Below are 26,894 nucleotides of genomic sequence, written 5' to 3'. Positions count from 1 at the left end.
GCACCTAGCGATGTGCTTGAGCACATCGCGGGGGGATTCGAAGGGTTTCGCTTGCAAGCGAAACCGGGCCCGCGGCACGTGAGCGAATCCCTCGCTCGCGCAGCGAGCGTTAGCCGACGGCTGAACGCGCACCGAAAGCAATCCAGGCCAAGCAGGTAACCGGAAGCCCGCGCAAGCGGGCTTACTTATATCCCCATCCCCACTCAAAGAAAACAAGTAGAAATCCACGGCACAAACGTAATAGCCACCAGCCCCACCAGCAGCACTCCCAGATACAACCAGATCCTGCGCAAGGCGACCTCCGGTGCCACCTGGCCGATGATGCAAGCCGCGTAATAGCACAGACCGAAGGGGGGAGCGAACACGCCCAGTCCCATCGCGAGAATTACCACCATCGCATAGTGGATCTCATGGATGCCCAGCTGATGCGCCACCGGGAACAACAGCGGTGCAAACAGCACGATGGCGGGAATGCCCTCCAGCACGCTGCCCAGCACGATGAAGGCAGCGATCGACACCAGCAGGAAGCCGGTGGCGCCGCCCGGCACGTGCGTCATCATCTGCGCCAGGTCATGCGAGAACCCTGATTGCGTCAAGGCCCAGCCCATGGCGCTGGCAGCGCCGACGATGAACAGGATCGCCCCCGACAAGGCCGCCGTCTGGATCAGGATGGGCATGGCCATGCTCCACTTCAGGCTGCCACGATAGATCAGCAGGCCGACGATCAATGAATAGCCGATGCCGATGGTCGAGACTTCGGTTGCCGTGGCAACGCCCTCGACGACCGCAGTGCGGATCACGAAGGGCAGCAGCAATGCCGGGAAGGCGATGGCCAGCGTACGCAGTACCTGGCGTGCCGGGGCACGCGGCTTTTCTTCATGATCGCGTCCGGCGCGCCACCAGGCTACGACCGCCAGTACCAGCGCCAGCACGATGGCCGGCAGGATACCCGCCGTAAATAACGCTGCAATCGAGATGCCGGTCACCGAGGCAATGGCGATCAATACTAGCGAGGGCGGAATGGTCTCGCTCATCGCTCCGGAAGCCGCCAGCAGTGAGATCAGCTCGCTGTCCTGCACCCCGCGCTTGCGCATCTCGGGAAACAGCACCGGCGCCACCGCCGCCATGTCGGCCGTCTTGGAGCCGGAGATGCCCGATACCAGCAACATCGCGCCCAGCAGCACATAGGACATGCCACCCCGCACGTGGCCCACCAGCGATGCCAGGAATTCCACCATCACTCGCGCCAGCCCGGTGGCATGGACCAGCTGTCCCAGCAGGACGAACATCGGCACGGCCAGCAGGATCAGGCTGCTCATGCCTTCATCCATGCGTCCCACCACGATCACCAGCGGTGTCGAGGTCGTGCACAGCAGGTAGGCGCTGGTGGCCATGGCGAAGGCAAAGGCTATCGGCGCCCCGGCCATGACCGCCATTCCCAGCATGCCGAGGAAGAACACCGGCAGGGCGCGCTGCCCCATGGACGTGAGCATCGGCGCACCCAGATAACAGGCGCCAGCGAGCAATGCCAGCAGCAGCCCGACGGTCAACAGATCGCGCTTGCCATGCTGCAGCAGTCGCAGTGCGCAGCTGGCCAGGGCGACCGCAAAGCCCACCGGCAGGGCCAGCGCCCGCACCATGCCGCTCCAGCCCAGGGCCGGCGTTTCCACGAAGCCCTGATCTTCCACATAGTCGATACTGGGATGCAGCAGCAGTGCCAGCATCACCAGTGTCACGCCCACGGCCAGGGTTTCGGCCCACACCTGCATGCGCGGCGAGAGCTTGGAGACGAAGAAGCTCAGGCGCATATGGCAGTTTTTCTGTACCGCCAGCGCCGAGCCCAGCATGGCCAGCCATAGGAAGAGAATGGAGGCCAGTTCGTCACTCCAGATCAGCGAACTGTGCAGCACCGAACGGGCGATGATGCCGGCCATCAGGATCACTACCTCGGCCACCAGCACCACCGCCGCCAGCGATTCCACCCCTTTCTGCAGCCAGTGCTGGCAACTGTCGATCACACTGCGCGGCGCACCCTGGTGGCCCAGCGCAGCCCCGGAGGGCAGGCTGTGCACGGCGCTCATGCCATCTTCCCCACGACGGCTTCCAGCGCTGCCCAGGGGGCGGCACCGAACTTGTCCTTCCATTCCTTGTAGAAACCGGCTTCGGTGAGGGCCTTGCGGAAGGCGTCGCGATTGGCGGTGTCGAAGGTGATGCCTTTCTTGATCAGCTGGTCTTTCAGGGACGCGTTAAGTTGCTCCACATCGCCACGCTGCTCCATGCTGGCGCGGTCGAATTCGCGTCGCACGATGTCCTTGAGATCGTCCGGCAGTGCCTGGAAGGCACGCCGGTTGCCCAGCAGCCAGAACGGATCCCAGATGTGGTTGGTCTGGCTGATGTATTTCTGCACTTCGTAGAGCTTGCCGGCATCGATGGCGACCAGGCCGTTTTCCTGGCCATCGACCAGCTTGGTCTGCAAGGCGGTATAGAGCTCGTTGAAATTGATCGAGGTCGGATTGGCGCCCAGCGACTTGAACAGCGAGGTGAACATCGGTGATACCGGCACCCGGATACGATAGCCGGCCAGGTCGGCGGGGCTCTTGATCGGTTTGGAGGAAGAGGAAATCTGCCGGAAGCTGTTGTCGGCCGCCTTGGAGACCGAGATCATGCCGGTCTTTTCGATCTGGGCGCGGATCAGCTTGCCCAGTTCGCCATCCACGCTGGACCAGACCTGCTGGTAGTCGGAGTAGGTGAAGCCGACATTGGTGATGGCCGCCAGCGGGACCACGGTGGAAATGACCGAGCCGGCCAGGTTGAGGAACTCAACGCCCCCGGTGCGCACCTGGGTCAGCAGGTCGGTATCCGATCCCAGCTGGCTGGCCGGGAAGAAGCGGATGTCCAGACGCCCCGAACTGGCTTCGCGGATGCGGTCGGTGGCTTGCTTCAGGCGTGCGTTGATGGGCTGGTCCAGCGACTGGCCGGTGGCCAGCTTGTAGTTGAATTCGGCAGCGCGTGCCGGCTTGCTCCAGATGCTCACCAGTGGCAGCGCGGCGGCGGCAGCCAGGACGGAACGGCGCGACATGCCGCGGGGGGAAATCTTGCTCATGCTGGGTCTCCTGTTTTCTTGTATCGGAGGAGCGCCGCCGCCGGTCCGGCCGGGCCGGTCGGTCTTGCGACGCATCCAGGTAAGACAGCTCTGCGGCTGTGCCTGCACCGGCCTGCAATGCCATTCCAGCGACATCGATCCGAGTGCGTGACTGAATTTAAAAGCTTTATTGGTGAAGTACAATTAATTTATTTTTCATCAATCTGTAGAAAATTTAAACGGTGAGCCTATGTATCTCCCTCTGCGTGCCATCAGCGTGTTCCATGCCGCCGCCCGCTCCGGCAGCATCTCGGCGGCTGCCGAGGAGCTCAACGTCACGCCCTCGGCGGTGAGCCAGCAGATCCAGTCGCTGGAAACCCACCTGGGGACCTCGCTGATGGTCAAGGTCGGGCGCGGGGTGGCCCTGACCGAGGCCGGGGAGCGCTACTTTTCCATGATTGCCGAGGAGATCGACCGTATTTCCGAAGCCACCCAGAGCATTCGCGGCCTGCGTCCGGTGACCCTCCTGACCGTGCGCGCCACGCCCACGCTGTCGAGCAAGTGGCTGCTGCCGCGCCTGAAGGGATTTCTGGATGCCAATCCGGACCTCGAAGTACGTCTCAACGGGACCAATGAAGTCACCGATTTCACCCGCGAGACGGTGGACGTCGAAATCCGTCACGGCCGGGGCCAGTGGCCGGGTCTCTACACGGAAGGGCTGGCCGAGGAACTGTTCTTCCCGGTCTGCCGCCCGGACTATGCCGGCGCCGCTAGCCTGAGCGCGGAGGAGCTGGTCCATCATCGCCTGATCCAGTCGGTGAAGTCCCAGGTGCAGTGGCCGACCTGGTTTTCGCTCAATCGCATCACCCCGCCCAACCAGATGCGCCGCGTGCTGTTCGACCGCAGCCACATGGCCATCGATGCGGCGGCCGACGGCATTGGCCTGGCGCTGGAAAGCTCGCTGATGATGTGGCGCGAACTGCAGGAAGGGCGCCTGGTCTGTCCGGTCGCTGATCCGCCCCGGGTGGCCCAGACCACGCAATGGGTGGTCTGCCCGGTGGATAGCCTGCGCAAGAAGAAAGTCAGTCTGTTCCTGGACTGGCTGCGCGAGGAAGTCCGGCAATGGCAGGCGCAACAGTGGCTCCCGTCGGGCTTGAGAGAACTCAGATAGATTAGAAAATCTACACTTTCTTCTCGTAAATGTTAATTGTTTTAACAAAACCGGCTGATTACACTTTTTCGCACGGGTTGGGTATGCAGTCGCTACTGCAACTCCCCCGCAAAAAAGCGGACATGGTCAGGCATTGCGCCTGCCGGATCTGACCTCCAGTCGCAGCGACGGCTACCGATGGGACGGCCGTCGTCCATTACGAGAAGGAAGAGACATGAATCTGTACAGCTTGCTGCGCGAGCGCGCGGCGGCCGGCCGCCCGGTGCGCGTCGGCCTGATCGGCGCCGGTAAGTTCGGCTCCATGGTGTTGGCCCAGGCGCAGCATATCGAAGGGATGCACATCATCGGCGTGGCCGACCTCAACGTGAGCAAGGCCCATGCCGCGCTGGAGCGTGTGGGCTGGTCCAAGGAGCGGTATCTGGCCAAGAGCCTGGGCGAGGCCGTCAAGAACGGCACCACCTGCGTGCTGGAAAATGCCGCCGCGCTGGCCGATTGCGAAGAGATCGAATGCATCATCGAAGCCACCGGTCATCCCATCGCCGGGGTGCGCCATGCACTCGACGCGATTGAGGGCGGCAAGCATGTGGTGATGGTCAACGTCGAAGCGGACTGCATGTGTGGTCCCCTGCTGGCCGCGCGCGCCAAGGCCAAGGGACTGGTCTACAGCATGGCCTATGGCGACCAGCCGGCCATCATCTGCGAACTGGTGGACTGGGTGCGCTCCTGCGGTTTCGAGCTGGTCTCGGCGGGCAAGGGCATGAATTTCGAGCCGCGCTATCGCTATTCGACGCCCGATACCGTGTGGAGCTACTTCGGCTGGACCGATGAAGAAGTGGCCAAGGGCGATTTCAATCCCAAGATGTACAACTCCTTCACCGACGGCACCAAGGCTGCCATCGAAATGGCGGCAGTGGCCAACGGCACCGGCCTGGATTGCCCGGACGACGGGCTGGCCTTCCCGCCCACCGGTCTGCATGACCTGGCCGGGGTATTCAAGCCGGCGGCCGAAGGCGGGCGCCTGGCCCGTGCCGGGCTGGTCGATATCGCCGCCAGCCAGGAGCCGGATGGCCGCGAAGTCTTCAACAACATCCGCTATGGCGTCTTCGTCACCTTCAAGGCACCGACCGAATACGCCCGCGCCTGCTTCAAACAATATGGCCTGCTGGTGGACAAGTCCGGCTGGTATGGCTCGATGTGGCGGCCATTCCACATGATCGGCCTGGAGACCAGCATCAGCGTGCTGTCGGCCGTGCTGCGGGGTGAATCGACCGGCTGCTCCAAGGAGTTCCGGGGTGATGCCGTGGCGACCGCCAAGCGCGATCTGAAGCCCGGCGAATTCCTTGACGGCGAAGGCGGGTATGCGGTCTGGGCCAACGCCATCCCGGCCAGCAAGAGCCTGGCCATCGGCGCCTTGCCCATCGGCCTGGCCCACAACGTCAAGCTCAAGCGCGCCGTGGCCAAGGACAGCATCGTGCGCTTCGAGGATGTGGAACTGGTCAACGACCTGGATGTGGTGGCCCTGCGCCGCGACATGGAACACCAGGCCCGCGGCAACCTGCGCTGACGGGAACGAGCATGACGAGTGCCAGCGCATTCGTCGTGATCGCCGAGTTCGAGGTCAAGCCGGCCTGCATGGCGGCTTTTCTCGCACTGGCCGATGACGACGCCCACCATTCCATCCATGACGAACCCGGGTGCCAGCGCTTCGACGTGGTCGCGCTGCCGGGTTCGGACCACGTACTGTTCTATGAACTCTATGATGACCGCCAGGCCTTCGACCGGCATCTGGAGACGCCACATCTGAAGCGCTTCCAGGCGGGTTTCCCGGCACTGGTGGTACGTGAGCTGCCGGTGCGGCTGGGTCACCTGCAGCGTCCGGTGACGGGAGCGCGGGCATGAGTACGTCCGCTAACGCTCCCCGCAATATGCAAGATATCGGTTTCGTCGGTACCGGCATCATGGGCTTGCCGATGGCCGGCCATCTGGCGCGAGCCGGTCTGCGGGTGCGCGCCTGGAACCGCACGCCGTCCAAGGCGGCCCCGCTGGCGGCGCTGGATGTGCAACTGGTGGTTCAGGCGCGTGAAGTGGCCGCCGGCAGCGACGCGGTGATCTGCATGCTCAGTTCCGGTCCCGCTTGCGACGAGGTCTTGCTGGGGCCCTCCGGCCTGATTGCAGCCATGCGCCCGGGCGCCTTGCTGGTGGTGATGAGTTCGATCCCGGTGGCAACCGCGCAGGAACAGGCGCGCGTGGCCGGCGCGCAGGGCGTTCACTACATCGATGCACCCGTCTCCGGTGGCGAAAAGGGCGCACGCGAAGCCGCGCTGGCCATCATGGCTGGCGGCGATGCTGCGGCCTGGTCGCTGGCCGAGCCGCTCTTGCGTCTCATGGGACGGCCGACCCATGTGGGGCCGGCCGGTTGCGGCCAACTGGCCAAGCTGGTCAACCAGATGATGGTGGCCGCCAATATCACCAGCGTGGCCGAGGCCATGTTGATGGCCGAGCGTGGCGGCGCCGATCCGGCGCGCGTGAGGGAGGCGCTGCTGGGTGGCTTTGCCGATTCCACGGCCCTGCGCCAGCATGCCCTGCGCATGATCCAGGCTGACTTCAAGCCCGGCGGGCCGGCCAAGTACCAGCTCAAGGACACCCGCACCGCCGTGGCCATGGCAGGGACACTGGGTTTGTCGCTGCCGATGCTGGAGACGGCCGACAGGCTCTTTGACGACATGGTGGCCAGTGGCGATGGCGAGCTGGATCACAGTGCCATCATCGAACAGCTTAGGCGCATCAATACCGTAGGGCCTGTTCACATTTAATCTACGAGTGCGAGAGGTCGCCAAGGGGCTCCCGATTGTCGGCGTCGCAACATTGTCGCCTTGTGTTTTGCGCTATCCTGCGGGCTCCTGCGCAGCCTTGACCGCTGCGCAGCAAGACCAACACAGGAGCCCCCATGAGCAGCGCAGCCCATCTCGACATCGATTCCCGTGGCCTGGCCACGCTCACGCTGAACCGGCCGGACGTGCACAACGCCTTCGACGACCAGTTGATCGCGCTGCTGATCGACCTGATCACCCAGGCCCGCGATGATCCCCGCACCCGGCTGCTGTTGCTGAGCTCGACCGGCAAATCCTTCTCGGCCGGTGCCGACCTGGCCTGGATGCGGCGCATGGCCGATGCTTCGCGCGAGGACAACCTGCGCGACGCCCGCAAACTGGCGCTGTTGATGGAAACCCTCAACGGCTTCCCGGCACCGACCCTGGCCAAGGTGCAGGGCGCAGTCATGGGCGGGGGCGTGGGGCTGGTGTCGTGCTGCGATATCGTGGTGGCGTCGGAAGAGGCCTTCTTCGCGCTCTCGGAGGTCAAGCTGGGCCTGGCGCCAGCGGCCATCAGCCCCTATGTGATCGCCAAGATGGGGGTGTCGCAGGCCAGGCGCTTCTTCGTCTCGGGCGAGCGTTTTTCCGCCGTGCGCGCCGCTGCCATCGGCCTGGTCCACGAAGTGACACTGGCCTCCGAGCTCGACGGCAAGGTGCTGCAATTGATCGATACCTTGCTGGCCAACGGGCCGCAGGCCATGCGCGCGGCCAAGCAACTGGTGCAGGTGGCCAATCCCCTGCAGGTCACGCCGGCGCTGTCGGAATACACCGCCGGGGTCATCGCCGACCTGCGCGCATCGGACGAGGGAAGGGAGGGTTTGCGGGCCTTCCTGGAAAAGGGAACGCCTTCGTGGGTCGTTGGTGATCGCTAGTCGTTAGTCGCTCGCCTTCGAACGTCGGGGTCAGCGTTCGCCGCGGCCACGGCAGAACATGCGGCCGCGACGACCGCAGCGTTCACGTTCTTCGGGTGTCATGGCTTCCCAGCGTGCGCGCATGAAGCGGCGCTTCTCGTGCCAGCCGCCGTGGCGGCCCCGGAAACCACCGAACAGTATCCGGCACAGGGCCAGCAGGCCCACCGCACGCCAGAAGCCGATCGGATTGACCCCGGGGAAAGTCGGCGGCATCACCCAGTTCCACAACAGCATCACCACCACGCCCAACAGCGGCAATACCAGCAGGCAGAGGATCATCTTGCCCAGCCACCAGCGGCGGCCGGTGTGGCGCCAGCGGGCAGGATCTTCCGTTGCCGGGCCGGTGGGGCGGGGTTCCATCTCGTTCATCTGTTCCATTACATCTCCAATTCGTCATAGACCGCCTGCAGGCGTTCGCGCAGGTGCAGGACGGCGTAGCGCTTGCGCGCCAGCAGGGTATTGAGGCTGGTGCCACTGTCGGCAGCCATTTCCTTGAAACTCTTGCCATCGAGTTCGTGCGCGATGAAGACTTCGCGCTGTGCCTCGGGCAATTCCTCCAGCGCTTCCTGCAGGGCAGTGATCAGGGCGGCGCGGGCATAGGCTGCCTCCGGTCCATCTTCGCTGGCCGGCAGCAGCAGGTCCAGTCGCCAGGCCTGGTCGGCGCCGTCGAAGTCTTCGGCATCGCGGGACTCGGGCAGCGGTTCTTCCTTCTTCTTGCGGAAGCGGTCGATGATGCGGTTGCGCGCCACCCGGAACAGCCAGGCGCTGACCTGTTCGATGGGCTCCGGCAGGCGGTAGGCCTGGACGAACTCGTAGAACACTTCCTGCAGGATGTCTTCGGCTTCGCCCGCGTCGGCCACCCGGCGGCGGATGAAGCCGCCCAGCCGGCTGCGCTCGCGCATGACGGTGGCGGTGATCTCGCGGTCCTGGTCGCTCATCGGGGAAAGTAGGGAAGTGGGCTGCATACCCTGAAGACGGGTCAGCGCCGCCGATATTGTGTTCTCGGCGAAAAACGCAGCGGAACCGCGATTCTAGCGGTTCCGCCGCCAGCCCGGGGGAGGGCTGCAGGGGGGGGGCAGGGAGGGGCGTCAGTCGTGCTCGAACACCTTGATCGCCTGGCGCAAGGCGGCCCACATGTCGGCGAAAGCTTCACGCGGCAGGTCAGGATGGCGAACGATATTGTGTGGCGGGCCGATCAGCTGGTCGCGGGAAAAGCCGCTGATGTCGACGAAGCTGGAGTTGGCATAGGTCAGCACGCTGCTGGTGTCGGTACTGGACATGAGCGTGGCCTGGGCCGGGAAGGGGGGGCGGCCTCGTCATCGGCCGCCGTGCCGACGAGGCCGGCCTTTGGATGGAGCCGGGCGGGCGGCTTGGCCTGGCTGGTGCGGTGGTGGGGCAGATCGTGGGATGGGGCGGCACCTTGGTCGACACGAAGGACCAGGTCCTGGGGCAAGTCGTTGATCTTCATGGGCGTAAGACGATGGCAATGGCGATGGGAATGGCAAAACGATGCCCGGTCCGCTGGCCGGATGGGCCTGTGGATGGCGTGGGTGTGAATGGGAATGAGTGGTCCGGTGCTTCGGCGATCCATCGGGTCGGATCAGGCAGGGACGCGCCTGGTGGGTGGCCGGGTCAGCCGTCCAGGATATGCACGACGATCATCTGATTTGTTCTCCAGCTGCGTGGGTGTCGCCTGCCGAACTTGCAGACGCGTTTCCGGTTGCACGCCGTGCAACAAGAAAGGCTGGCTTTATAAGGTGAACGCGACACCCACCGCCTGGGACTGATTACGATATGCCAAAACGTGAGCAAAATTCATTTTGGCAATCTTTCCTTGTGGAGTGAAGCCTTATTCATCAATGATCTTCTTCCTCATAATTGCTCATCTGAAAATGCGAATGATCTTTCGTTGGAAATGAAAAAAGCGCATCCCGCGGGATGCGCTTTCGTCACGGCTACAGCTGTCTTCAGAGTTCGATGCGCGTCCCCAGCACCTGCAGGAATTGCGCGAGCCAGGCCGGATGGGCGGGCCAGGCCGGGGCGGTGACCAGCTTGCCATCCGTGATGGCGGCATCTACGGCGATCTCGGCGAACTGGCCGCCAGCCAGTTTCACCTCCGGTGCGCAGGCCGGGTAGGCCGAGACCTTCTTGCCTTCCAGCACGCCAGCGGCAGCCAGCACCTGCGGGCCGTGGCAGACGGCGGCGATGGGCTTGTCGGCCTTGGCGAAGGCCTGCACCAGTTCGATCACCTTGGGGTTCAGGCGCAGATATTCCGGGGCACGGCCACCGGCCACCACCAGGGCGTCGTAGCCGGCCGCGCTGACCTCGTCGAAACTGGCGTTGAGGGCGAACTGGTGGCCGGGTTTCTCGGTATAGGTCTGGTCGCCTTCGAAGTCGTGGATGGCGGTCTTGACCTTGTCGCCGGCCTTCTTGCCGGGGCATACCGCGTGTACGGTGTGGCCCACCATCTGCAGCGCCTGGAACGGCACCATGGTTTCGTAGTCTTCGGCGAAATCGCCGGTCAACAGCAGGATCTTCTTTGCAGCCATCATCATCTCCTTGGGGGAAGGACCGCCGGGCGCGGGGAGGGCGCGCAGCGGCCGGGTTGGAACGGATGTCTTGTCGATCTACTGCGCGTCCAGCCAGCGCATCTGCCGCGACTGGCCCATCAGGAAGTCGCGGTTCAGCTCCACGCATTCGCGCAGATAACTCCACAGCGCCGAGACCCGCGCCACATGCCGCTGCTCGCTGGAGGCCACCAGCCAGAAGGTGCGCGTGATGGCGATCTCGTCGGGCAGCACCGGCACCAGTTGCTCGGACTGCTGGGCCAGGAAGCAGGGCAGGATCGCCAGCGCGCGCCCGGCGCAGGCCGCCGTGTACTGCGCCACCACGCTGGTGCTGCGGAAGGCGCGGAAGGCGTCCGGCGCCACCGTATCCTTGTAGCGCAATTCTTCACTGAAGACCAGATCGTCGATGTAGCCGATGAAGTTATGTTGCGCCAGATCAGACACGGTGTGAATGGTCGGGTGCTGGGCCAGGTACTCACGTGAAGCATAAAGCTTCAGGACATAGTCGGACAGTTTTGTGACCACGTAATTACCCGACAAGGGCCGCTCGATGGAGACGCTGATGTCGGCCTCGTGCTTGGACAGGTTCACAAAGCGCGGCATGGGCAGCATGTCCACCGTGATATGCGGATTGCGGGCGCAGAAGTGGGCAATGTGCGGCGCCAGGACGTAGGTGCCGAAACCTTCGGTGGCACCCAGGCGGACCTGGCCGGAGAGCTTGCTGTTGTGGCCGCCCAGTTCCTCGGTGGCAGCGTAGAGGGTGCTTTCCACCTGTTCGGCGTATTGCACCAGCCGATAGCCCTCGGCGGTCAGCTTGTAGCCGTGGTTGTTACGGTCGAACAGCTGGCTGCCGACCTGTTCCTCGAAGCGCTTCATCCGGCGCGAGACGGTGGAGTGGTCGATGCCCAATTTCTTGGCCGCATCCACCAGCCCCTGGCTGCGCGTGAGTTCGAGGAAGACCCTCAGGTTGTCCCAGTCCAGCATGGTGTCTCCATGGCGTTGCCTGATCTTGGATTTGCATTGATGCAAAAGCGTTTTGTCTTTGTGGTTATTGTATCGATAAATTCGCACATGCAGAATAGCGGGGCCGCAATGGCACCCAAGTGGTGCAGAGGTCGCCAGGCGGCAGGAGGATCACGGCAAGGTTCGGCATTGAGGCCTGCAAGCTTCGATACCCACCGGGCGCTGCCGACAACAATCACAAGATCAAGGAGACAAGATGCGCAAGAACGCTTTCGGCCGTTCCCTCTCGGCGGCCGCGGTGGCCTGTACCGTTTCGCTGGCGGCCACCGTCGCGCCGGCGATGGCGCAGGATGCCAACACGGTCAAGATCGGCGTGCTGACCGACATGTCCGGCCCGTATTCGGCCATGGGCGGCCAGGGCTCGGTGGTGGCGGCCAAGATGGCCGTGGAGGATTGCCTCAAGAACGAATGCAAGGGCATGAAGATCGAGGTGCTCTCGGCTGACAACCAGAACAAGCCCGATGTGGGCGTGACCCGTGCCCGCGAATGGCTGGATCGCGACAAGGTCGAGGCCATCGCCGACCTGACCAATTCCTCGGTGGCGCTGGCAGTGCAGAAGCTGATCAAGGACAAGGGCGGCATCGCCATGTACAGCGGCCCGGCCACCGGTGCGCTGACCACCGCCGAATGTGCGCCCAACGGCTTCCACTGGATGTTTGACACCTACTCCCAGGCCGCTGGTGCGGCTGCCGCGCTGACCAAGCTGGGCAACAAGTCCTGGTACTTCGTGACGGTGGACTATGCCTTCGGTCATTCGCTGGAGAAGGATGCCTCCGATGTGGTCAAGGCCAACGGCGGCACGGTGGTGGGTTCGGTGCGCCATCCGCTGAACGCCTCGGACTTCTCGTCCTTCCTGCTGCAGGCGCAGGCGTCCAAGGCACAGGTGATCGGCCTGGCCGATGGTGGCACCGACGTGGTCAACGCCATCAAGCAGGCGCGCTCGTTCGCTATCGGCGGCAAGGACCAGCGTCTGGTGGCGCTGCTGGTGTTCCTGTCGGATGTGCATGCGCTGGGCCTGGAGGCGGCGCAGGGGCTGGTCTATACCGATGGGTTCTACTGGGATTACGACGAGCAGACGCGCGCCTTCTCCAAGCGCTTCGAATCGCAGTTCAAGAACATCAAGCCGACCATGGTGCAGGCGGGTGTCTATTCCAGCGTCTATCAATTCCTGAAGGCGCGCTCTGCCGCCAAGACCTCCGACTGGAAGGTGGTTTCGCAGAAGATGCGCGAGATTCCGATCTCCGACGCCGTCATGCGCAATGCCTCCATCCGTCCCGATGGCCGCGTGATCCACGACATGTACCTGTACCAGGTCAAGACCCCGGCCGAATCCAAGGGCGCCTGGGATTACCTGAAGCTGTTGTCGGTGATCCCGGCGCAGCAGGCCTTCCGTCCGATGGATGCGGCCTGCCCGCTGGTCAAGCAGTAATCGTTCAAGCCGGGAGCGCTGCTCCCGGCCGTGCTCTCCTCACCTCTCCCACCTCTTCACACTGGAAACCGCAATGAGCCAAGCCAATATCCCCAACGTTCCCCTCTACCTCAACGGTGAAAAGGTGCAGTCCACTTCCAAGGAGTGGCGCGACGTGCTGAACCCGGCCACCCAGGAAGTGGTGGCCCGCGTTCCCTTCGCCACCAAGGAAGAAGTCGATCGCGCCGTCGCCAACGCCAAGGAAACCTTCAAGACCTGGCGCAATACCTCGCTGGCGCAGCGCATGCGCATCATGCTCAAGTTCCAGCAACTGCTGCGCGAGAACATCGCCCCGCTGGCCGAACTGATCACCCGTGAACACGGCAAGACCCTGCCGGACGCTGAGGGTGAAGTCATGCGCGGCCTGGAAGTGGTGGAGCACGCCTGCTCGATCACCTCCCTGCAACTGGGCGAGCTGGCCGAGAACGTGGCCGGCGGGGTGGACGTCTACACGCTGTACCAGCCGCTGGGCGTGGGGGCGGGCATCACCGCCTTCAACTTCCCGGTGATGCTGCCTTGCTTCATGTTCCCCATCGCTGTGGCCTGCGGCAATACCTTCGTGTTGAAGCCCTCCGAACAGGACCCCACCTCGTCGCTGTTCCTGGTCGAGCTGGCCAACCAGGCCGGCCTGCCACCGGGCGTGCTCAACGTGGTGCATGGCGGCCCCGACGTGGCCAACATGATCTGTGACCATCCGGATATCAAGGCGGTCTCCTTCATCGGTTCCACCCATGTCGGCACCCATATCTACCGTCGCGCCAGCGAAGCCGGCAAGCGCGCCCAGTGCATGATGGGCGCCAAGAACCACTGCATCGTGCTGCCCGATGCGCCCAAGGACCAGGCCATCAACAACCTGCTGGGTGCGGCCTTCGGTGCGGCCGGCCAGCGCTGCATGGCCAACTCGGTGGTGGTGCTGGTGGGCCAGACCCGCGAGTGGATTCCCGAGATCGTCGAACGCTCCAAGGCCATGAAGGTCGGCCCGGGCACCGACCGCAAGGCCGATGTCGGCCCGCTGGTGTCGCAGGCGGCCAAGCAACGCGTGGAGCGCCTCATCGCCAGCGGTGTGGAGCAGGGTGCCAAGCTGCTGCTGGATGGCCGCAATTGCACCGTGGCCGGCAACGAGAAGGGCAACTTCGTCGGCCCCACCGTCTTCACCGGCGTCAAGCCCGAGATGGATATCTACACCCAGGAAATCTTTGGCCCGGCCATGTGCATCGTGGAACTGGAGACGCTGGACGAGGCGATTGCCTTCATCAACGCCAATCCGAACGGCAACGGCACCTCCATCTTCACCAGCTCCGGTTATGCGGCGCGCAAGTTCCAGAACGAGATCGACGTCGGCCAGGTCGGCATCAACGTGCCCATCCCGGTGCCGGTGGCGTACTTCAGCTTCACCGGTTCGCGTGCTTCCAAGCTGGGCGACCTCGGTCCCAACGGCAAGCAGGCAGTCACCTTCTGGACCCAGACCAAGACCGTCACCGCGCGCTGGTATGCGCCCGATGAAGAGGCTGGCCAGGTCAACACCACCATCACCCTGAAGTGAGGAGAGCAGCATGAGCGCCAACATCGTCTTTATCGGCCTGGGCAACATGGGGTTGCCGATGGCGCAGAATCTGGTCAAGGCCGGCTTCTCGGTCAGCGGTCATGACCTGGTCAAGGCCAGCGTGGACAAGCTGGTCGAGACCGGCGGCAAGACCGAGGCCGATTCCATGGCGGCGGTGGCCAAGGCCGACGTGGTCATCACCATGCTGCCGGCCAGCCGGCACGTGGAGTCGCTCTACCTGGGCGAGGCCGGCGTACTGGCCTCGGCCAAGCCCGGCACCCTGCTGATCGACTGCTCCACCATCGCGCCGGAAGCGGCACGCAAGGTGGCCGCAGCGGCCCGGGAGCGTGGTTTCGAGATGCTGGATGCGCCGGTTTCCGGTGGCACCAACGGCGCCACCGCCGGCTCCCTGACCTTCATGGTGGGCGGCAGCCAGCAAGCCTTCGAGGCGGCCCAGCCCTATCTGCAGAAGATGGGAAAGGCCATCTACCATGCCGGCGAGAGCGGCAGCGGCCAGACCGTCAAGGTCTGCAACAACATGCTCCTGGGCATCCTGATGATCGGGACCTCGGAAGCCATCCGCCTGGGCATTGCCAATGGCATGGACCCCAAGGTGTTGTCGGAGATCATGTCCAAGAGCTCCGGGCGCAACTGGACGCTGGAAGTCTATAACCCTTGCCCCGGCGTGATGGAGACTGCGCCGGCCTCCAAGGGCTATGCCGGCGGCTTCGGGGTGGACCTGATGCTGAAGGACCTGGGCCTGGCCGTGGAAAACGCACTGGCGACCAACTGCGCCATCCCGCTGGGGGCGACGGCGCGCAATCTGTACGACATCCACAGCATGAATGGCGCCGGCAAGCTGGACTTCTCCAGCATCTTCAACATGCTGGGCAAGGCGCAGTAAGCCAACCGAAAGAGGCTGCCAACGAAAAGGGACGACCTGCGGGTCGTCCCTTTCTTCGTGTTGCTGCATGGAGAGCTGCAGCTAGTCCCTTCACTTGCTGCTCATTTCCTCACTTCTTTACTTCATCCTCGATATGGGCGCGGATGATGTCGGCGAAGCTGGCATCTGCGGTGAAGCCCAGGGCCTTGGCGCGCTTGGCTTCGAACTGGCCGGGCCAGGAGTTGACGATGCGCTTGATGGCTTCGTCTTCCTTCCATTCGATCAGCTTGACCACGTCCGCGCCGGCCACCTGTTCCAGGGCATCGACCATGTCCTTGACGGTGACGCACAGGCCGTCGATGGACAGGAAGCGTGCCAGGCCCAGGTCGGCGCCATTGATTTCATGACCGTGGATCAGGTTGGCGATGGCCTGGCGCGGCGACATCAGCCACATGCGGGTGTCCGGGGTGACCGGGCAGACCGAGGGCTGGCCATTGAGCGGTTCGCGGATGATGCCGGAGGCAAAGCTGGAGGCCGCCTTGTTGGGCGCGCCCGGGCGCACCGAGATGGTGGGCATGCGCAGGGCGCGACCGTCGATGAAACCCTTGCGTGAATAATCCTGCACCAGCAGTTCACCCATCACCTTTTGCGCGCCGTAGGAGCTTTGCGGCATCAGCAGGGTGTTGTCCGGCACCACGGCCGGCAGTTCGCCACCGAACACCGCCACCGAGCTGGTGAACACCACGCGCGGCTTGCTGCCCACGGCGCGGGCACGTTCCAGGATGACACGGGTGGCGTCGAAGTTGATCTTCATGCCCAGTTCAAAGTCGGCCTCGGCGTGGCCGCTGACGATGGCGGCCAGGTGGAAGATGGATTGCGTCTCGGCGGTGATGACGCGCTCGATCACGGCGGCGTCGGCGATGTCACCGGTGACCGCTTCGATGCGCGGATCATTGAAGCCCTGGGCCGGCACCACGTCCAGCAGGGTGATGCGCTTGATCTCCTGCTGCTGGCCGTCGCGGCCGGTGAGGGTGCCGCGCTGCAGCAGCTGGCGTGCCAGTCGGCTGCCCAGGAAGCCGGCGCCGCCGGTGATGACGATATGCATGTGTTCTCCTCGTGGTCTGTGGTCGCTGGTCTGGGTCGGGGGACCTGACACCAGGCGCATGGTTGCAGTCTCTGGGCTATCAGCCCGTCGTTCGACAGCGATTATAGCAAAGTTGTAATACAACTTTGTGCGCGTTTGAAAGAAGTCGCAAAAGCCAAAGATGGCGCGGTATCATGCGCGCCATGAAGACATCCTCCTCCTCCAGGCCGCAGGGATCGGCCCTCGCATCGATGGCGGCGAACGTGCGCGGCAAGACCACGCTGGCTGACCATGTCACCAGCGTCCTGGCGCAGCAGATCCGGGGCGGCGAGTTTGCACCCGATGCGCGCCTGCCTTCGGAGATGGAGCTGACCGAACGCTTTGCGGTGAGCCGCACAGTGATCCGCGAGGCGATTTCGCGGCTGAAGTCAGAAGGCCTGGTCGGTTCGCGGCGGGGCAGCGGGACGGTCGTGTTGCCGGTGACCCAGACCACGCCGTTCCGGCTCGATCTGGGCGGGGATGATGGCCGCGATTCCATCCAGGCCGTGCTGCGGGTGATCGAGTTGCGGCGTGGGGTCGAGGGTGAGATGGCGGCGCTGGCCGCGCAGCGCCGCAGCAAGGCGCAGAACCAGGCCATCCAGCTGGCCTTGCAGGCCATCGATGCGGCTGCGGCGGCTGGCCGCGATGGCGTGCAGGAAGACTTCGCCTTCCATGCGGCCATTTCCAATGCTTCGCATAATCCGCTCTATACCTCGCTGGTGCAGTTCCTGAGCCAGTTCCTGCATGCCGCCATCCGCGTGGCGCGCATGAACGAGGCGCGCAGCAGCGAGTTCGTGCAACAGGTGCGCGCCGAGCATGCGGCGCTGGCTGCGGCCATCAGCGCGGGCGATGCTGACGCGGCGCGCACGGCGGCCTTGCTGCATATGGAAAATTCGGCCAAGCGCATCCAGGCGGCGGACAAGGCGTTCTGGGCCAGTGCCGAAGGGCAGGCGGCGGCACGGGACCTGGCGCGGATGAAGAGCGGGAATTGACTGCGGAAGGGCGCCGGGATGGCGGCTGAACGGGCATAAAAAAACGCTGCACGAGGCAGCGTTTTTTATTGGCATCGGCAAGGATCAGCCGCGCACGACCTTCTTGTATTCGTTGGTGCGGGTGTCGATTTCGATGTCGTCATCCTGGCTCACGAACAGCGGCACCATCACGGTGAGCTGGTTGGCTTCGATGGCGTTTTCGATCTTGGCTTCCTTCAGGACGTTGCCCGAGGTGTTGCCCTTGACGGCCGGTTCCGAGTAGGCCACCTTGCGCACGATGGTGGTGGGCATTTCGACCGAGATGGCCTTGCCGTCGTAGAACACGGCTTCGCACTGCATGCCGTCCTTCAGGTAACCGATGGCATCGCCCATGTTCTCGCCTTCGATTTCGTACTGGTTGTACTCTTCGTCCATGAAGACGTACAGCGGGTCAGCGAAGTACGAGTAGGTCACCGGCTTCTTGTCCAGCACCACGACGTCGAACTTGTCGTCGCCACGGAAGACGCTTTCCTGGGGGCTGTTGGTCAGCAGGTTCTTCATCTTCCACTTGTAGGTGAAGCCGGTACGGGAAGAACCGTTGACGTCCGAGCGCAGGACGATCATGGGCTTGCTGTCGACCATAATGATGTTGCCGACGCGGATTTCTTTTGCAAATTTCATAGCGATGTGTCGTGAAAAGTAGGTTTTTTCAAACTGTCAGTAGCCCACTGGTAAAACTTCACCGCAAGCCCACGTACGATTGAATGCCAAACTGCGTTAAAACTGTAGCCCGCTATTTTAACCCATTTTCAGCGCTGTTCCACTCCTGCTCGACCAGCTGACGGGCGAAGCGGAGCAAATTGTCCATCCAGTCGCCATTTGCCAACATCTCCTGCAGCCACTGCCCAGCTGCCCCGGTCACGGCCGGCAGCTCGGCCTGGACCGCGCGCCAGTTGGCATGCCAGTCGAGTTCGCCGGGATAGGCGCCGTTCCAGGCCCGGTTCAGGTCGGCAATCGCGGCCGTGGCCGGGTGGTAGATCTTCAGGAAGGCGTTGAGCTTGGTGTGGTGAAGGTTCTTGTCCTGGTGATAGATGTTCCAGATGAAGGGCTTGCCGGCCCATTGGGCGCGTACGAAGGAATCTTCACCCCGGACGAAATTAAGGTCGCAGCTCCACAGCAGGCGGTCGTAGTCGGTCTGGGCCACGAAGGGCAGCACCCGCACACTCAGGGCGCCGCGTGTGGCGCCCGCGCCGGGAACCATGGGCGAACCCAGGAATTGCTCGACGGCGGCACGGCCCACGCCCTCCGGCACAAGGCAGGTCACAGGCACCGGGGAATCTTGCCAGCTTGCAAACAGTTCGCGGATGGGCGCGTACTCATAGCAGAATAGCGAGACCTTGCAGCCCTGCATCTCCTGCGGCGTCACACCCAGGCGCGCCAGCAGGGTGGCGCCTTCGTTACTGGCCAGGAAAGCCTGCCGTTGCGCTTCCAGTCCGGCCTCGACCGTGAGGCCGCCAGTACGCTGGTTGAAGCCGGGGAAAAAGAAATACTTGGTCAGCTTCAGCGAGCGATGCGGCGAGGGCAGGGTGTGGCACCCCTCGACCCAGGTCTCGGCCGACAAGCCTTCCAGGTTGAACCAGACCGGCTTGACCGGACGCTGTGCCATGGCCTCCACGTAGCCGGGAGGAATCTCGCAACCGAAGAACTCGACGACGATGTCGGCCACGTCGGCCGGCCCGTAGCTGCCATCCTGCCCGCGCCAATGCTGCACGGTCACGCCGGCCAGCTCCTGGGTGGCGACATCGGCCCGTACACCCGGCCAGATCCGCTGGAAGCTCACCAGGTCATCCACCCACAGCCGTACCGCCAGGCCATGCTCCTGCGCCAACTGTCGCGCCAGCCGCCAGCAGATGCCGATGTCCCCATAGTTGTCGACGACCTTGCAGAACAGGTCCAGGGAGTGCAGGGGATTGCGGGCGGCAGGCATAGGGCGGGTCAGGGAATGGAGATAGACGGTAAGCAGATAAACAGCAGCAGGGCTGCATGATACCCATTTGTGGAGACGGCAGCTGCACGGCAGTTGTACGGCCTTGAACAACACACTCAAGATTTTTCAAATTAAATAGCTTGCAATTTAATTTTGAGCGGTTTAATATTCGATCCATGGACAAGACGCACACAACGACGCTACCGGATGCCTTGATCGACGAAGCCCTGCTTCTCGACAACCAGCTCTGTTTCGCGATGTACTCTGCGTCGTTGGCAATGACCAAGGCCTACAAGAAGATCCTGGCCCCGCTGGAGATCACCTATCCGCAATACCTGGTGATGATGGTCTTGTGGGAAAAGGATCAGGTGACCGTATCGGAGCTGGGCAGCCGCCTGTTCCTGGATTCTGGTACGCTCACCCCGCTGCTCAAGCGCATGGAAACGATGGGTTTGTTGCATCGTAACCGCGACGCCGGTGACGAGCGCCGGGTGGTGGTGAGCCTGAGCGATGCCGGCCGCGCCCTGCGCGAAAAGGCCAAGGCCGTGCCGCTGCAGATGAGCTGCATGTTGCCCGCGCTGGATCAGGTCAGGCAGCTGGTGGTGGAGCTGAAGGAAGTCCGCAAGGGTTTGTATGGCGCCGAAGAGCAGTGATCGGGCCTGTTACACTGGTTTTTATATTGCGCGCAATAATATAGTGAATTATTTATAGCATTATCGCAGCAGGCAGCAAAACGAAAGCATCACACGTCATACACGCATCACGCAGTAGCAGAAGTCGCTGAAGTAGCAGGATGATTTAGCAAGTCGATGGTGATCGAAAGCGAATCTTTCGACGCCATGCCCCTCAAACGGAACCCGCTAGGGTTTTAACCTGAACATTGAAAGGAAAGACCATGCCCTCGAACAAGATCGAAAAAGCCCTGTACACCGCCACCGCCACCGCTACCGGCGGCCGTGAAGGTTCTGCCAAGTCCTCCGACGGCGTCCTGGACGTCAAGCTGTCGACCCCCAAGGAACTGGGCGGCGCCGGCGGTAACGGCACCAACCCGGAACAACTGTTTGCCGCCGGCTACTCGGCCTGCTTCCTGGGCGCGCTGAAGTTCGTCGCCGGCCAAGCCAAGGTGGCCCTGCCGGCTGACGCCAGCATCACCGGCAAGGTCGGCATCGGCCAGATCCCGGGCGGTTTCGGCATCGAAGCCGAGCTCAACATCTCGCTGCCGGGCGTGGACAAGGCCGTGGCGCAAGACCTGGTGAACAAGGCTCACCAAGTCTGCCCGTACTCCAACGCCACCCGCGACAACATCAACGTGACCCTGAACCTGGTGTAATTGCTTGATGCAGCCGTTTCCCTGTACGGGAAGCGCGCATGAAAAAATCGCCGCTGCGACTTCGGTCCCAGCGGCGATTCTTTTGGGAATGCGGCGGCTCAGCCGGTCCCGGAAGGTTCGCGCAGCAGCCCCTGCAGCAGGGTGCGGGCCACGCAGCGATGGAAGGGCATGATCGCAGCCAGATAGAACTCGCCCAGCCAGCGCTTGGTGCGCACTACCGTGGTGACGGTCAGCCACTGGTCGCCGACATCGTCGACATTGCCGACATCATTGGCATCACTGGTCGCCTCCGCAGCATGGCCGGATGACTTTTCCACGCAGAGGCGGAAGTCGAGGTGGCTGTCATCAAGCCCCATCACCACCCGGCGCGGCTCGGCCATCAACAGCGGGAATCCGGCCGGCGCGCCGTTGTCCGACGCGCGCTTCAAGCCCAGCGGTGCCACCAGCCGGTCGCGCAGTGCCAGCAGGGCGCTGATCCAGGCCGGTTGCGCGGCCATCATCCTGGCGGTGATCTCGGTGGTGTTCAACTGTGCCAGTTGCGGCGTAAGCCGGATGCGGAAGCTGTCGGCGAAACCGGCGCCGGGCAGCAGGGCCCAGTGGCGCGGGGCAGGAGCGATCTCTTCGGTGTGCTGGAAGCGCGATGCAGGCATGATGACCTCGAAGCGGGTTGAAAAAAAAGCCGGTAGCAGGGCTACCGGCTTGCTCCTCCGAGCCTACTTGCCGTTGCGCCGCTGCTTTTCCGCCGCGCGGGCGCTGGCGAAGCGCTCGTGGGTTTCCTCAGCCTTGCGGCGTCCGAAGGCGTAGTTGGCTTCCAGCCACATGACATTGATGATGCCGAAGGCCAGCGCCAGGCCGATGCCGAGTATCCAGGCGAAATACCACATGATGTTCTCCTTGTTCCAGATTGCGATTGCGCGTAATCAATACGCCGTATGTTCGTTGTCGTGAATGTCCTTGGCCGTGATCTTGCCCTTGACCACGCGATACACCCAGCCAGTGTAGAGAATGATCAGCGGCAGGAAGATCAGCGCCATCCAGAACATCAGGCCCAGGGTCTTGTGGCTGGAGACCGAATCCCACAGGGTCAGGCTGCTCTTGGCGTCCAGCGAGGAGGGCATGATGAAGGGGAACAGCGACATGCCGGCGGTGAGGATGATGCCGGTCACCGACAGGCCGCTGGCAATGAAGGCCAGGCGGGCACTGCGCACCATGGCCAACAGCGCTGCCAGCACCGCACCGGCCACACCCAGCGCCGGGAACAGCTTGGTCGCGGGCCACTTGGCGTAGTTGTCGAACCAGGCTCCGGCGACCACTTCCACGGTCTTGGCCAGGGGCGTGAAGGCGCTGTTGGCGTCGGGCATGGAGGTGATGCGATAACCCGGCATCTGGGCTACCCAGAAGCCACCGGCCACGAACAGCAGGACCGTCGCCAGGGCAGCGCCCATGATGGTCTTGCGCGAACGTTCGGCCACCACGGCATCGGTCTTGACGAAGGCGAAGGCGGCGCCATGCATCAGCAGCATGGCCACCGACAACAGGCCGGCCAGCAGGCCGAAGGGGTTCAACAGGGCGAAGAAGCTGCCGGTGTATTCGACCCGCATGGTGTCGTCATAGTGGAAGGGCACACCCAGCAGCAGGTTGCCGAAGGCCACGCCACAGATCAGGGGCGGCACGAAGCCACCGATGAACAGGCCCCAGTCCCAGGCATTGCGCCAGCGCGGATCGGCCACCTTGCTGCGGTAGTCGAAACCGACCGGGCGGAAGAACAGCGAGAACAGCAACACCATCAGGGCGATGTAGAAGCCCGAGAAGGCGGTGGCATACACCAGCGGCCAGGCCGCGAAGGTGGCACCGCCGGCGGTGATGAACCAGGTCTGGTTGCCTTCCCAGGTGGGGCCGATGGCGTTGATCAGGATGCGCCGTTCGGTATCGGTGCGGCCGGCAAAGGGCAACATCATGCCCACGCCGAAGTCGAAGCCATCGGTGAGCGCAAAGCCGATGATGAGTACGCCGACGAAGGCCCACCAGATCAGCTTGAGTGTTTCGTAATCGAAGATCATTCTGCTTTCCTCATTTCTTCTGGTGGCTTAGTGGCTGCCGGCATTGGCCGACGGATTCAGGGGCGGCGGCAGGACATCTCCGGGGCCGCTTTCTCTACCCTTGGTTTCCCAGTGGTATTGGCCGGTATGCAGGCTGCTGGGGCCCAGGCGGGCATACTTCACCATCAGGATCATTTCCACCACCAGCAGGAAGGTATAGAACAGGATGAATCCGGCCAGGCTGAAGTAGAGGCTGCCCGGCTGCAGCGAGGAGGCCGACAGGTGGGTCGGCAGGATGCCGGCAATCGTCCAGGGCTGGCGGCCGTATTCGGCCACGATCCAGCCCAGTTCGGCGGCGATCCAGGGCAGCGGGATAGCGATCACGGCCAGGCGCAGCAGCCAGCGCTGCGGCGCCAGCTGCTTCTTGGCCAGGAACCAGAACGAGGCGGCGAAGATGAACAGGAACAGGAAGCCCAGCGCCACCATGCCGCGGAAGGCCCAGAACAACGGCGCGACCTTGGGGATGGTGTCGTTCACGGCCATGCTGATCTGCTCCGGCGTGGCATCGACCACGTTGTTGGTGTACTTCTTCAACAGCAGGCCGTAGCCCAGGTCCTTCTTGAGCTTGTCGAACTCGGCGCGGGCCTCGGGCGACTTGTCGCCGGACTTCAGCCGGGTCAGCGCGGCATAGGCCAGCATGCCGTTGCGGATGCGCGCTTCGTGTTCCTTCTTCAGATCCTTGATGCCCAGCACCTGGGTATCGGCCGAACGGGTGGCGATCAGGCCCAGCACGTAGGGAATCTTGACGGCGTAGTCGGTGCGTTCTTCCTTGTCATTCGGCAGGCCGAACAGGGTCAGGCCGGCCGGGGCGGGGTGGGTGTCCCACTCGGCTTCGATGGCGGCCAGCTTGACCTTGTTGACTTCACCGGCGGTGTAGCCCGATTCATCCCCCAGCACGATCACCGAGAGCGTGGCGGCCAGGCCGAAGCCTGCAGCCACCGCAAAGGAGCGCAGCGCGAAGGCGGTGTCGCGGGCCTTGAGCAAGTACCAGGCCGAGACGCCCAGCACGAACATCGATGCCGTCACGTAACCGGCGGCCACGGTGTGCACGAACTTGACCTGCGCCACCGGGTTGAAGATCACCTCGGTCATGCTGACCAGTTCCATGCGCATGGTCTCGAAGTTGAATTCCGCACCCACCGGATTGTTCATCCAGCCGTTGGCGATCAGGATCCACAGCGCCGACAGGTTCGAGCCCAGCGCCACCAGCACGGTGACGATCAGGTGCTGCTTGCGGGAGAGCTTGTCCCAGCCGAAGAAGAACAGGCCGACGAAGGTCGATTCGAGGAAGAAGGCCATCAGTCCTTCGATGGCCAGTGGCGTGCCGAAGATGTCACCGACGTAGTGCGAATAGTAGGACCAGTTGGTGCCGAACTGGAATTCGAGCGTGATGCCGGTGGCCACGCCCATGGCGAAGTTGATGCCGAACAGCTTGCCCCAGAAGCGGGTCATGTCCTTGTAGATCTGGTTGCCGGTCATGACGTAGACCGACTCCATGATGACCAGGATCCAGGACAGGCCTAGCGTGAGGGGAACGAACAGGAAGTGATAGAGCGCCGTGACGGCGAACTGCAGCCGTGACAGCGAGACGACTTCATCGATGGGGACCATGTTGGGTTACTCCGGTTGTTTTGTGGCTTCAGGTAATGCGGAATTGGCTGGGCTTGAGGAACTGGCGGGAAGGGGGAGAGCGCCCGGCGTGGCGGCCGGCGACGGTGCCAGGATGCGCTGCTCCACGCTTTGCAGCGGCATGCGCATGTGCTTGGCTTCGGGATGGGCGAAGAAGGTCTTGGCCAGGACCGTGATCAGGCCGATCTTGATGATCAGCAGCAGGGTGATCTCGACGCCCAGCGGCAACTGGGTCAGGCGCGGCCATTGCCATTTGCGGGGTGTGTGCGTCAGTTGCATGGCTTACTCCTTGTCGCTGGCGCCAACGACACGGAACTTGTCGCGCACATCCAGCAGTTTCTTGACCTTGGAACCCATCTTCATGAGCGACACCAGCGTCTCCGGCGAGAGGCGCTGTACGTCGTCGAACCAGGAACTGGACAGTTCGATCAGTTCATACATCTCGCGCATGCGCTTCTGGACTTCCTTGTCGTCGCGTCCGCCGGGCGACTCCAGCAGGGCGTCGCGCAGCATGGACAGGGTAGGTTCGATCTCGCGGCGGCGGCGTTCTTCCAGCAGCACCTTGAAGATGTCCCAGATATCGCCGGGCGGTTCGAAATATTCGCGCCGGTCGCTGGGTTTATGCAGCAGCTTCACCAGGCGCCAGGACTGCAGCTCCTTGAGGCCCATGCTGACGTTGGAGCGCGAAAAACTGAGGTACTCGGCAATCTCGTCGGCATTGAGTGCCCGCCCGCAGATGTAGAGCAGGGCATAGATCTGGCCGACCGTGCGATTGATGCCCCAGCGGCTGCCCATTTCGCCGAAATGGCTGATGAAGCGCTGCATGAGCGGGCTGAGTACGTTGTTTTCCATGTTCGTAACTTTTGAAATTTCAGTAATTACTGAAATTTAAAGCAGTTGCTTGTCCCATCGCAATGTCAGGCACCTGATTATTTCCTGATAACAGTCATCACGGATGAGAATGACCCGCTCCCGGTGCGGCTGCGCGGGGCGTGGTGTTATGCGGTCACCAGACAGGGTGTGAACGAAACGTCACGAAAGCATCGCGTCTTGTGGACTTCCCGGTTCCTCAAGAGCGCAGTCCTGTGTTGCGCTGCATGAAGTTATTTTCACTCTTTCCTACAGCTACAGAAGAACTTGGCTGATAGAAAACATGATACGGATCAAATAAGGTGCGATTGCAGCTCATCCGTAGCGATGATGAGCCCCGTACCGATGGGCTCGCCCGGGACGCACCGCAGGGCCGGGAGGGCCGTCCTGCTACCGTGTGCACTGGCGCGCCGCCAACCGATTTCCAAGGATGAACGTTTATGCTGGGTTTCGATTTCCGCGTGGCCAGGATCGTCTGGACCGTCTTCCTGGTGGCGTTGTTGCTCTACGTCACCTATACCATTTCGGCCACCGTGCTGGTGCTGGTGTTCGCCGTTTTCTTCAGTTATCTGGTCTATCCGCTGGTGGAGCAGATCGAGCGGGTACGTCCGCCCCGGGTGCCGCGCACGGTGTCCATCGCTGTGGTGTTCGTGCTGGCCATCGGCATTGTGGCGGCGGTGGCGACCATTTTCGGGGCGCGCATCCAGGAGGAGGCCTTGCGCCTGTCCGAGCAGTTGCCGGCGCTGCTGCGCTCCAACGACGCCGTCGCCAATATCCCGCTGCCGGGGTTTGCCGAGCCGCTGCGCGCCCGCATCCTGGGCTTCGTACGCGACCAGTTGGCCAATGGGACCGACCAGGCCATGCCGCTGGCCAAGCAGTTCGGAGTAGGCGTGATGCACGCGGCCAGCAACCTGATCTACCTGGTGCTGGTGCCGGTGATCAGCTTCCTGCTGATCAAGGAGGCGCCGGCCATGCGCGACGAGATGCTGTCCTGGATGAATCGTTCCAACCGCAAGCTGTGGGACGGCATCATCAAGGACCTCGATGTGCTGCTCTCGCGCTACGTGCGGGCGTTGTTGTTCCTTTCCATTGCCACCTTCGTGGCCTACAGCATCGCCTTTTCGCTGATGGGCGTGCCGTACGCGATGTTGCTGGCGGGCCTGGCGGCGGTGCTGGAATTCATTCCCTTCGCCGGTCCGCTGGCGGCCAGTGCGGCGGCGCTGGTGGTGGCCGGTTTCAGCGGTTATGACCACCTGCTGTGGTTGGTCGGCTTCATCGTGGCGTATCGGGTGTTCCAGGACTACGTGCTCAATCCCTACCTGATGAGCGAGGGGGTGGAAGTGAGTCCGCTGATGGTGATCCTGGGC

At 63.1% G+C, this 26,894-nt stretch carries 27 protein-coding genes and 1 pseudogene; 12 read left to right on the top strand and 16 right to left on the bottom strand.

Going from position 1 to position 26,894, the window contains the following annotated elements; translation table 11 throughout:
• Positions 1 to 203: 203 nt before the first annotated feature.
• Together VE092_RS19990 and VE092_RS19985 are read right to left on the bottom strand one after the other, a co-directional pair.
• Complete coding sequence (locus tag VE092_RS19990) at positions 204 to 2,081, bottom strand: TRAP transporter large permease subunit (RefSeq protein WP_324879739.1); 1,878 nt, start codon at positions 2,079 to 2,081, stop codon at positions 204 to 206.
• Positions 2,078 to 3,103, bottom strand: coding sequence for a TRAP transporter substrate-binding protein (locus VE092_RS19985; protein WP_180668250.1), 1,026 nt, complete (start codon positions 3,101 to 3,103; stop codon positions 2,078 to 2,080). Before VE092_RS19985 ends, VE092_RS19990 begins: the two co-directional genes overlap by 4 nt.
• A 229-nt stretch (positions 3,104 to 3,332) precedes the next feature.
• On the opposite strand from VE092_RS19985, the gene VE092_RS19980 reads away from it, so the two are divergent.
• From VE092_RS19980 to VE092_RS19960, 5 genes are all read left to right on the top strand, one after another.
• Positions 3,333 to 4,253: a LysR substrate-binding domain-containing protein gene (locus VE092_RS19980; RefSeq protein WP_324879738.1), complete on the top strand. Its 921-nt coding sequence runs from the start codon at positions 3,333 to 3,335 to the stop codon at positions 4,251 to 4,253.
• 214 nt (positions 4,254 to 4,467) lie between these two features.
• The gene (locus tag VE092_RS19975) at positions 4,468 to 5,817 is read left to right on the top strand and encodes a flagellar biosynthesis protein FlgA (RefSeq protein WP_324879737.1); all 1,350 of its coding nucleotides are present in this window, start codon (positions 4,468 to 4,470) and stop codon (positions 5,815 to 5,817) included.
• 11 nt (positions 5,818 to 5,828) lie between these two features.
• Positions 5,829 to 6,152 (top strand): putative quinol monooxygenase, encoded by a 324-nt coding sequence (locus VE092_RS19970; RefSeq protein ID WP_324879736.1) that lies wholly within the window; start codon positions 5,829 to 5,831, stop codon positions 6,150 to 6,152.
• Complete coding sequence (locus VE092_RS19965; RefSeq protein ID WP_324879735.1) at positions 6,149 to 7,066, top strand: NAD(P)-dependent oxidoreductase; 918 nt, start codon at positions 6,149 to 6,151, stop codon at positions 7,064 to 7,066. Before VE092_RS19970 ends, VE092_RS19965 begins: the two co-directional genes overlap by 4 nt.
• 134 nt (positions 7,067 to 7,200) lie before the next feature.
• The gene (locus tag VE092_RS19960) at positions 7,201 to 7,995 is read left to right on the top strand and encodes an enoyl-CoA hydratase-related protein (RefSeq protein WP_324879734.1); all 795 of its coding nucleotides are present in this window, start codon (positions 7,201 to 7,203) and stop codon (positions 7,993 to 7,995) included.
• Positions 7,996 to 8,025: 30 nt separating this feature from the next.
• On the opposite strand, the gene VE092_RS19955 is transcribed toward VE092_RS19960, so the two are convergent.
• From VE092_RS19955 to VE092_RS19935, 5 genes and pseudogenes are all read right to left on the bottom strand, one after another.
• Entirely contained in the window at positions 8,026 to 8,412 is a 387-nt protein-coding gene (locus tag VE092_RS19955; RefSeq protein WP_324879733.1) for a hypothetical protein, read from the bottom strand.
• Positions 8,412 to 8,999, bottom strand: coding sequence for a sigma-70 family RNA polymerase sigma factor (locus tag VE092_RS19950; protein WP_324879732.1), 588 nt, complete (start codon positions 8,997 to 8,999; stop codon positions 8,412 to 8,414). Before VE092_RS19950 ends, VE092_RS19955 begins: the two co-directional genes overlap by 1 nt.
• Positions 9,000 to 9,152: 153 nt before the next feature.
• A pseudogene (locus VE092_RS19945) lies at positions 9,153 to 9,314 on the bottom strand (PAS domain-containing protein); the annotation flags it as partial.
• A gap of 687 nt (positions 9,315 to 10,001) precedes the next feature.
• The gene (locus VE092_RS19940) at positions 10,002 to 10,583 is read right to left on the bottom strand and encodes a DJ-1/PfpI family protein (protein ID WP_324879731.1); all 582 of its coding nucleotides are present in this window, start codon (positions 10,581 to 10,583) and stop codon (positions 10,002 to 10,004) included.
• A 78-nt stretch (positions 10,584 to 10,661) separates the two neighbouring features.
• Positions 10,662 to 11,585 (bottom strand): LysR family transcriptional regulator, encoded by a 924-nt coding sequence (locus VE092_RS19935; RefSeq protein WP_324879730.1) that lies wholly within the window; start codon positions 11,583 to 11,585, stop codon positions 10,662 to 10,664.
• Between the two features lie 235 nt (positions 11,586 to 11,820).
• Between VE092_RS19935 and VE092_RS19930 the strand changes: the two genes are divergently transcribed.
• From VE092_RS19930 to mmsB, 3 genes are all read left to right on the top strand, one after another.
• Positions 11,821 to 13,053 carry an ABC transporter substrate-binding protein gene (locus VE092_RS19930; RefSeq protein ID WP_324879729.1) on the top strand — a complete coding sequence of 411 codons (1,233 nt, stop codon included), beginning with the start codon at positions 11,821 to 11,823 and terminating at the stop codon, positions 13,051 to 13,053.
• A gap of 73 nt (positions 13,054 to 13,126) precedes the next feature.
• Positions 13,127 to 14,635: a CoA-acylating methylmalonate-semialdehyde dehydrogenase gene (locus VE092_RS19925; protein ID WP_077238188.1), complete on the top strand. Its 1,509-nt coding sequence runs from the start codon at positions 13,127 to 13,129 to the stop codon at positions 14,633 to 14,635.
• Between the two features lie 10 nt (positions 14,636 to 14,645).
• Positions 14,646 to 15,539, top strand: coding sequence for a 3-hydroxyisobutyrate dehydrogenase (mmsB, locus tag VE092_RS19920; RefSeq protein ID WP_324879728.1), 894 nt, complete (start codon positions 14,646 to 14,648; stop codon positions 15,537 to 15,539).
• Positions 15,540 to 15,648: 109 nt separating this feature from the next.
• Here the strand turns inward: mmsB and denD are convergent, their stop codons facing one another.
• The gene (denD, locus tag VE092_RS19915; protein WP_324879727.1) at positions 15,649 to 16,623 is read right to left on the bottom strand and encodes a D-erythronate dehydrogenase; all 975 of its coding nucleotides are present in this window, start codon (positions 16,621 to 16,623) and stop codon (positions 15,649 to 15,651) included.
• Positions 16,624 to 16,796: 173 nt separating this feature from the next.
• Here denD and VE092_RS19910 point away from each other — a divergent pair, with 173 nt between their 5' ends.
• The gene (locus tag VE092_RS19910; RefSeq protein ID WP_324879726.1) at positions 16,797 to 17,633 is read left to right on the top strand and encodes a FadR/GntR family transcriptional regulator; all 837 of its coding nucleotides are present in this window, start codon (positions 16,797 to 16,799) and stop codon (positions 17,631 to 17,633) included.
• Between the two features lie 84 nt (positions 17,634 to 17,717).
• On the opposite strand, the gene VE092_RS19905 is transcribed toward VE092_RS19910, so the two are convergent.
• Entirely contained in the window at positions 17,718 to 18,293 is a 576-nt protein-coding gene (locus tag VE092_RS19905) for an elongation factor P (RefSeq protein ID WP_324879725.1), read from the bottom strand.
• A gap of 112 nt (positions 18,294 to 18,405) precedes the next feature.
• Positions 18,406 to 19,599, bottom strand: coding sequence for an elongation factor P maturation arginine rhamnosyltransferase EarP (gene earP, locus VE092_RS19900; RefSeq protein WP_324879724.1), 1,194 nt, complete (start codon positions 19,597 to 19,599; stop codon positions 18,406 to 18,408).
• Between the two features lie 176 nt (positions 19,600 to 19,775).
• Here earP and VE092_RS19895 point away from each other — a divergent pair, with 176 nt between their 5' ends.
• Positions 19,776 to 20,252 carry a MarR family transcriptional regulator gene (locus VE092_RS19895; protein ID WP_324879723.1) on the top strand — a complete coding sequence of 159 codons (477 nt, stop codon included), beginning with the start codon at positions 19,776 to 19,778 and terminating at the stop codon, positions 20,250 to 20,252.
• A gap of 242 nt (positions 20,253 to 20,494) precedes the next feature.
• On the top strand, positions 20,495 to 20,929 hold the full coding sequence (locus VE092_RS19890; protein ID WP_006464419.1) for an organic hydroperoxide resistance protein: 435 nt from the start codon (positions 20,495 to 20,497) through the stop codon (positions 20,927 to 20,929).
• Between the two features lie 98 nt (positions 20,930 to 21,027).
• Here VE092_RS19890 and VE092_RS19885 read toward each other — a convergent pair whose 3' ends face one another.
• The 6 genes from VE092_RS19885 to VE092_RS19860 form a co-directional block, all read right to left on the bottom strand.
• On the bottom strand, positions 21,028 to 21,579 hold the full coding sequence (locus VE092_RS19885; RefSeq protein WP_324879722.1) for a DUF2867 domain-containing protein: 552 nt from the start codon (positions 21,577 to 21,579) through the stop codon (positions 21,028 to 21,030).
• A 63-nt stretch (positions 21,580 to 21,642) separates the two neighbouring features.
• Positions 21,643 to 21,813, bottom strand: coding sequence for a cytochrome bd-I oxidase subunit CydX (gene cydX, locus VE092_RS19880; protein WP_006464422.1), 171 nt, complete (start codon positions 21,811 to 21,813; stop codon positions 21,643 to 21,645).
• A 36-nt stretch (positions 21,814 to 21,849) separates the two neighbouring features.
• Complete coding sequence (gene cydB / locus VE092_RS19875; RefSeq protein WP_324879721.1) at positions 21,850 to 22,989, bottom strand: cytochrome d ubiquinol oxidase subunit II; 1,140 nt, start codon at positions 22,987 to 22,989, stop codon at positions 21,850 to 21,852.
• 27 nt (positions 22,990 to 23,016) lie between these two features.
• Positions 23,017 to 24,639: a cytochrome ubiquinol oxidase subunit I gene (locus VE092_RS19870; protein WP_324879720.1), complete on the bottom strand. Its 1,623-nt coding sequence runs from the start codon at positions 24,637 to 24,639 to the stop codon at positions 23,017 to 23,019.
• A gap of 6 nt (positions 24,640 to 24,645) precedes the next feature.
• Positions 24,646 to 24,936 carry a cytochrome oxidase putative small subunit CydP gene (cydP, locus tag VE092_RS19865; protein WP_324879719.1) on the bottom strand — a complete coding sequence of 97 codons (291 nt, stop codon included), beginning with the start codon at positions 24,934 to 24,936 and terminating at the stop codon, positions 24,646 to 24,648.
• Positions 24,937 to 24,939: 3 nt separating this feature from the next.
• Entirely contained in the window at positions 24,940 to 25,509 is a 570-nt protein-coding gene (locus VE092_RS19860; protein WP_324879718.1) for a GbsR/MarR family transcriptional regulator, read from the bottom strand.
• Between the two features lie 458 nt (positions 25,510 to 25,967).
• On the opposite strand from VE092_RS19860, the gene VE092_RS19855 reads away from it, so the two are divergent.
• Positions 25,968 to 26,894 (top strand): AI-2E family transporter (locus tag VE092_RS19855; protein WP_324879717.1); only part of this gene is annotated, 927 nt, incomplete at its 3' end.

This window comes from Herbaspirillum sp. (assembly GCF_035644555.1).
GTDB lineage: Bacteria > Pseudomonadota > Gammaproteobacteria > Burkholderiales > Burkholderiaceae_D > Herbaspirillum.
This window is presented reverse-complemented; position numbering and strand designations above follow the sequence as displayed.

What these genes read in the sequence shown, in the direction of transcription:
- VE092_RS19990 (WP_324879739.1), bottom strand. Translation starts at nt 2,081, where the DNA reads ATGAGCGCCGTGCACAGCCTGCCCTCCGGGGCTGCGCTGGGCCACCAG.
- VE092_RS19985 (WP_180668250.1), bottom strand. Translation starts at nt 3,103, where the DNA reads ATGAGCAAGATTTCCCCCCGCGGCATGTCGCGCCGTTCCGTCCTGGCT.
- VE092_RS19980 (WP_324879738.1), top strand. Translation starts at nt 3,333, where the DNA reads ATGTATCTCCCTCTGCGTGCCATCAGCGTGTTCCATGCCGCCGCCCGC.
- VE092_RS19975 (WP_324879737.1), top strand. Translation starts at nt 4,468, where the DNA reads ATGAATCTGTACAGCTTGCTGCGCGAGCGCGCGGCGGCCGGCCGCCCG.
- VE092_RS19970 (WP_324879736.1), top strand. Translation starts at nt 5,829, where the DNA reads ATGACGAGTGCCAGCGCATTCGTCGTGATCGCCGAGTTCGAGGTCAAG.
- VE092_RS19965 (WP_324879735.1), top strand. Translation starts at nt 6,149, where the DNA reads ATGAGTACGTCCGCTAACGCTCCCCGCAATATGCAAGATATCGGTTTC.
- VE092_RS19960 (WP_324879734.1), top strand. Translation starts at nt 7,201, where the DNA reads ATGAGCAGCGCAGCCCATCTCGACATCGATTCCCGTGGCCTGGCCACG.
- VE092_RS19955 (WP_324879733.1), bottom strand. Translation starts at nt 8,412, where the DNA reads ATGGAACAGATGAACGAGATGGAACCCCGCCCCACCGGCCCGGCAACG.
- VE092_RS19950 (WP_324879732.1), bottom strand. Translation starts at nt 8,999, where the DNA reads ATGCAGCCCACTTCCCTACTTTCCCCGATGAGCGACCAGGACCGCGAG.
- VE092_RS19940 (WP_324879731.1), bottom strand. Translation starts at nt 10,583, where the DNA reads ATGGCTGCAAAGAAGATCCTGCTGTTGACCGGCGATTTCGCCGAAGAC.
- VE092_RS19935 (WP_324879730.1), bottom strand. Translation starts at nt 11,585, where the DNA reads ATGCTGGACTGGGACAACCTGAGGGTCTTCCTCGAACTCACGCGCAGC.
- VE092_RS19930 (WP_324879729.1), top strand. Translation starts at nt 11,821, where the DNA reads ATGCGCAAGAACGCTTTCGGCCGTTCCCTCTCGGCGGCCGCGGTGGCC.
- VE092_RS19925 (WP_077238188.1), top strand. Translation starts at nt 13,127, where the DNA reads ATGAGCCAAGCCAATATCCCCAACGTTCCCCTCTACCTCAACGGTGAA.
- mmsB (WP_324879728.1), top strand. Translation starts at nt 14,646, where the DNA reads ATGAGCGCCAACATCGTCTTTATCGGCCTGGGCAACATGGGGTTGCCG.
- denD (WP_324879727.1), bottom strand. Translation starts at nt 16,623, where the DNA reads ATGCATATCGTCATCACCGGCGGCGCCGGCTTCCTGGGCAGCCGACTG.
- VE092_RS19910 (WP_324879726.1), top strand. Translation starts at nt 16,797, where the DNA reads ATGCGCGCCATGAAGACATCCTCCTCCTCCAGGCCGCAGGGATCGGCC.
- VE092_RS19905 (WP_324879725.1), bottom strand. Translation starts at nt 18,293, where the DNA reads ATGAAATTTGCAAAAGAAATCCGCGTCGGCAACATCATTATGGTCGAC.
- earP (WP_324879724.1), bottom strand. Translation starts at nt 19,599, where the DNA reads ATGCCTGCCGCCCGCAATCCCCTGCACTCCCTGGACCTGTTCTGCAAG.
- VE092_RS19895 (WP_324879723.1), top strand. Translation starts at nt 19,776, where the DNA reads ATGGACAAGACGCACACAACGACGCTACCGGATGCCTTGATCGACGAA.
- VE092_RS19890 (WP_006464419.1), top strand. Translation starts at nt 20,495, where the DNA reads ATGCCCTCGAACAAGATCGAAAAAGCCCTGTACACCGCCACCGCCACC.
- VE092_RS19885 (WP_324879722.1), bottom strand. Translation starts at nt 21,579, where the DNA reads ATGCCTGCATCGCGCTTCCAGCACACCGAAGAGATCGCTCCTGCCCCG.
- cydX (WP_006464422.1), bottom strand. Translation starts at nt 21,813, where the DNA reads ATGTGGTATTTCGCCTGGATACTCGGCATCGGCCTGGCGCTGGCCTTC.
- cydB (WP_324879721.1), bottom strand. Translation starts at nt 22,989, where the DNA reads ATGATCTTCGATTACGAAACACTCAAGCTGATCTGGTGGGCCTTCGTC.
- VE092_RS19870 (WP_324879720.1), bottom strand. Translation starts at nt 24,639, where the DNA reads ATGGTCCCCATCGATGAAGTCGTCTCGCTGTCACGGCTGCAGTTCGCC.
- cydP (WP_324879719.1), bottom strand. Translation starts at nt 24,936, where the DNA reads ATGCAACTGACGCACACACCCCGCAAATGGCAATGGCCGCGCCTGACC.
- VE092_RS19860 (WP_324879718.1), bottom strand. Translation starts at nt 25,509, where the DNA reads ATGGAAAACAACGTACTCAGCCCGCTCATGCAGCGCTTCATCAGCCAT.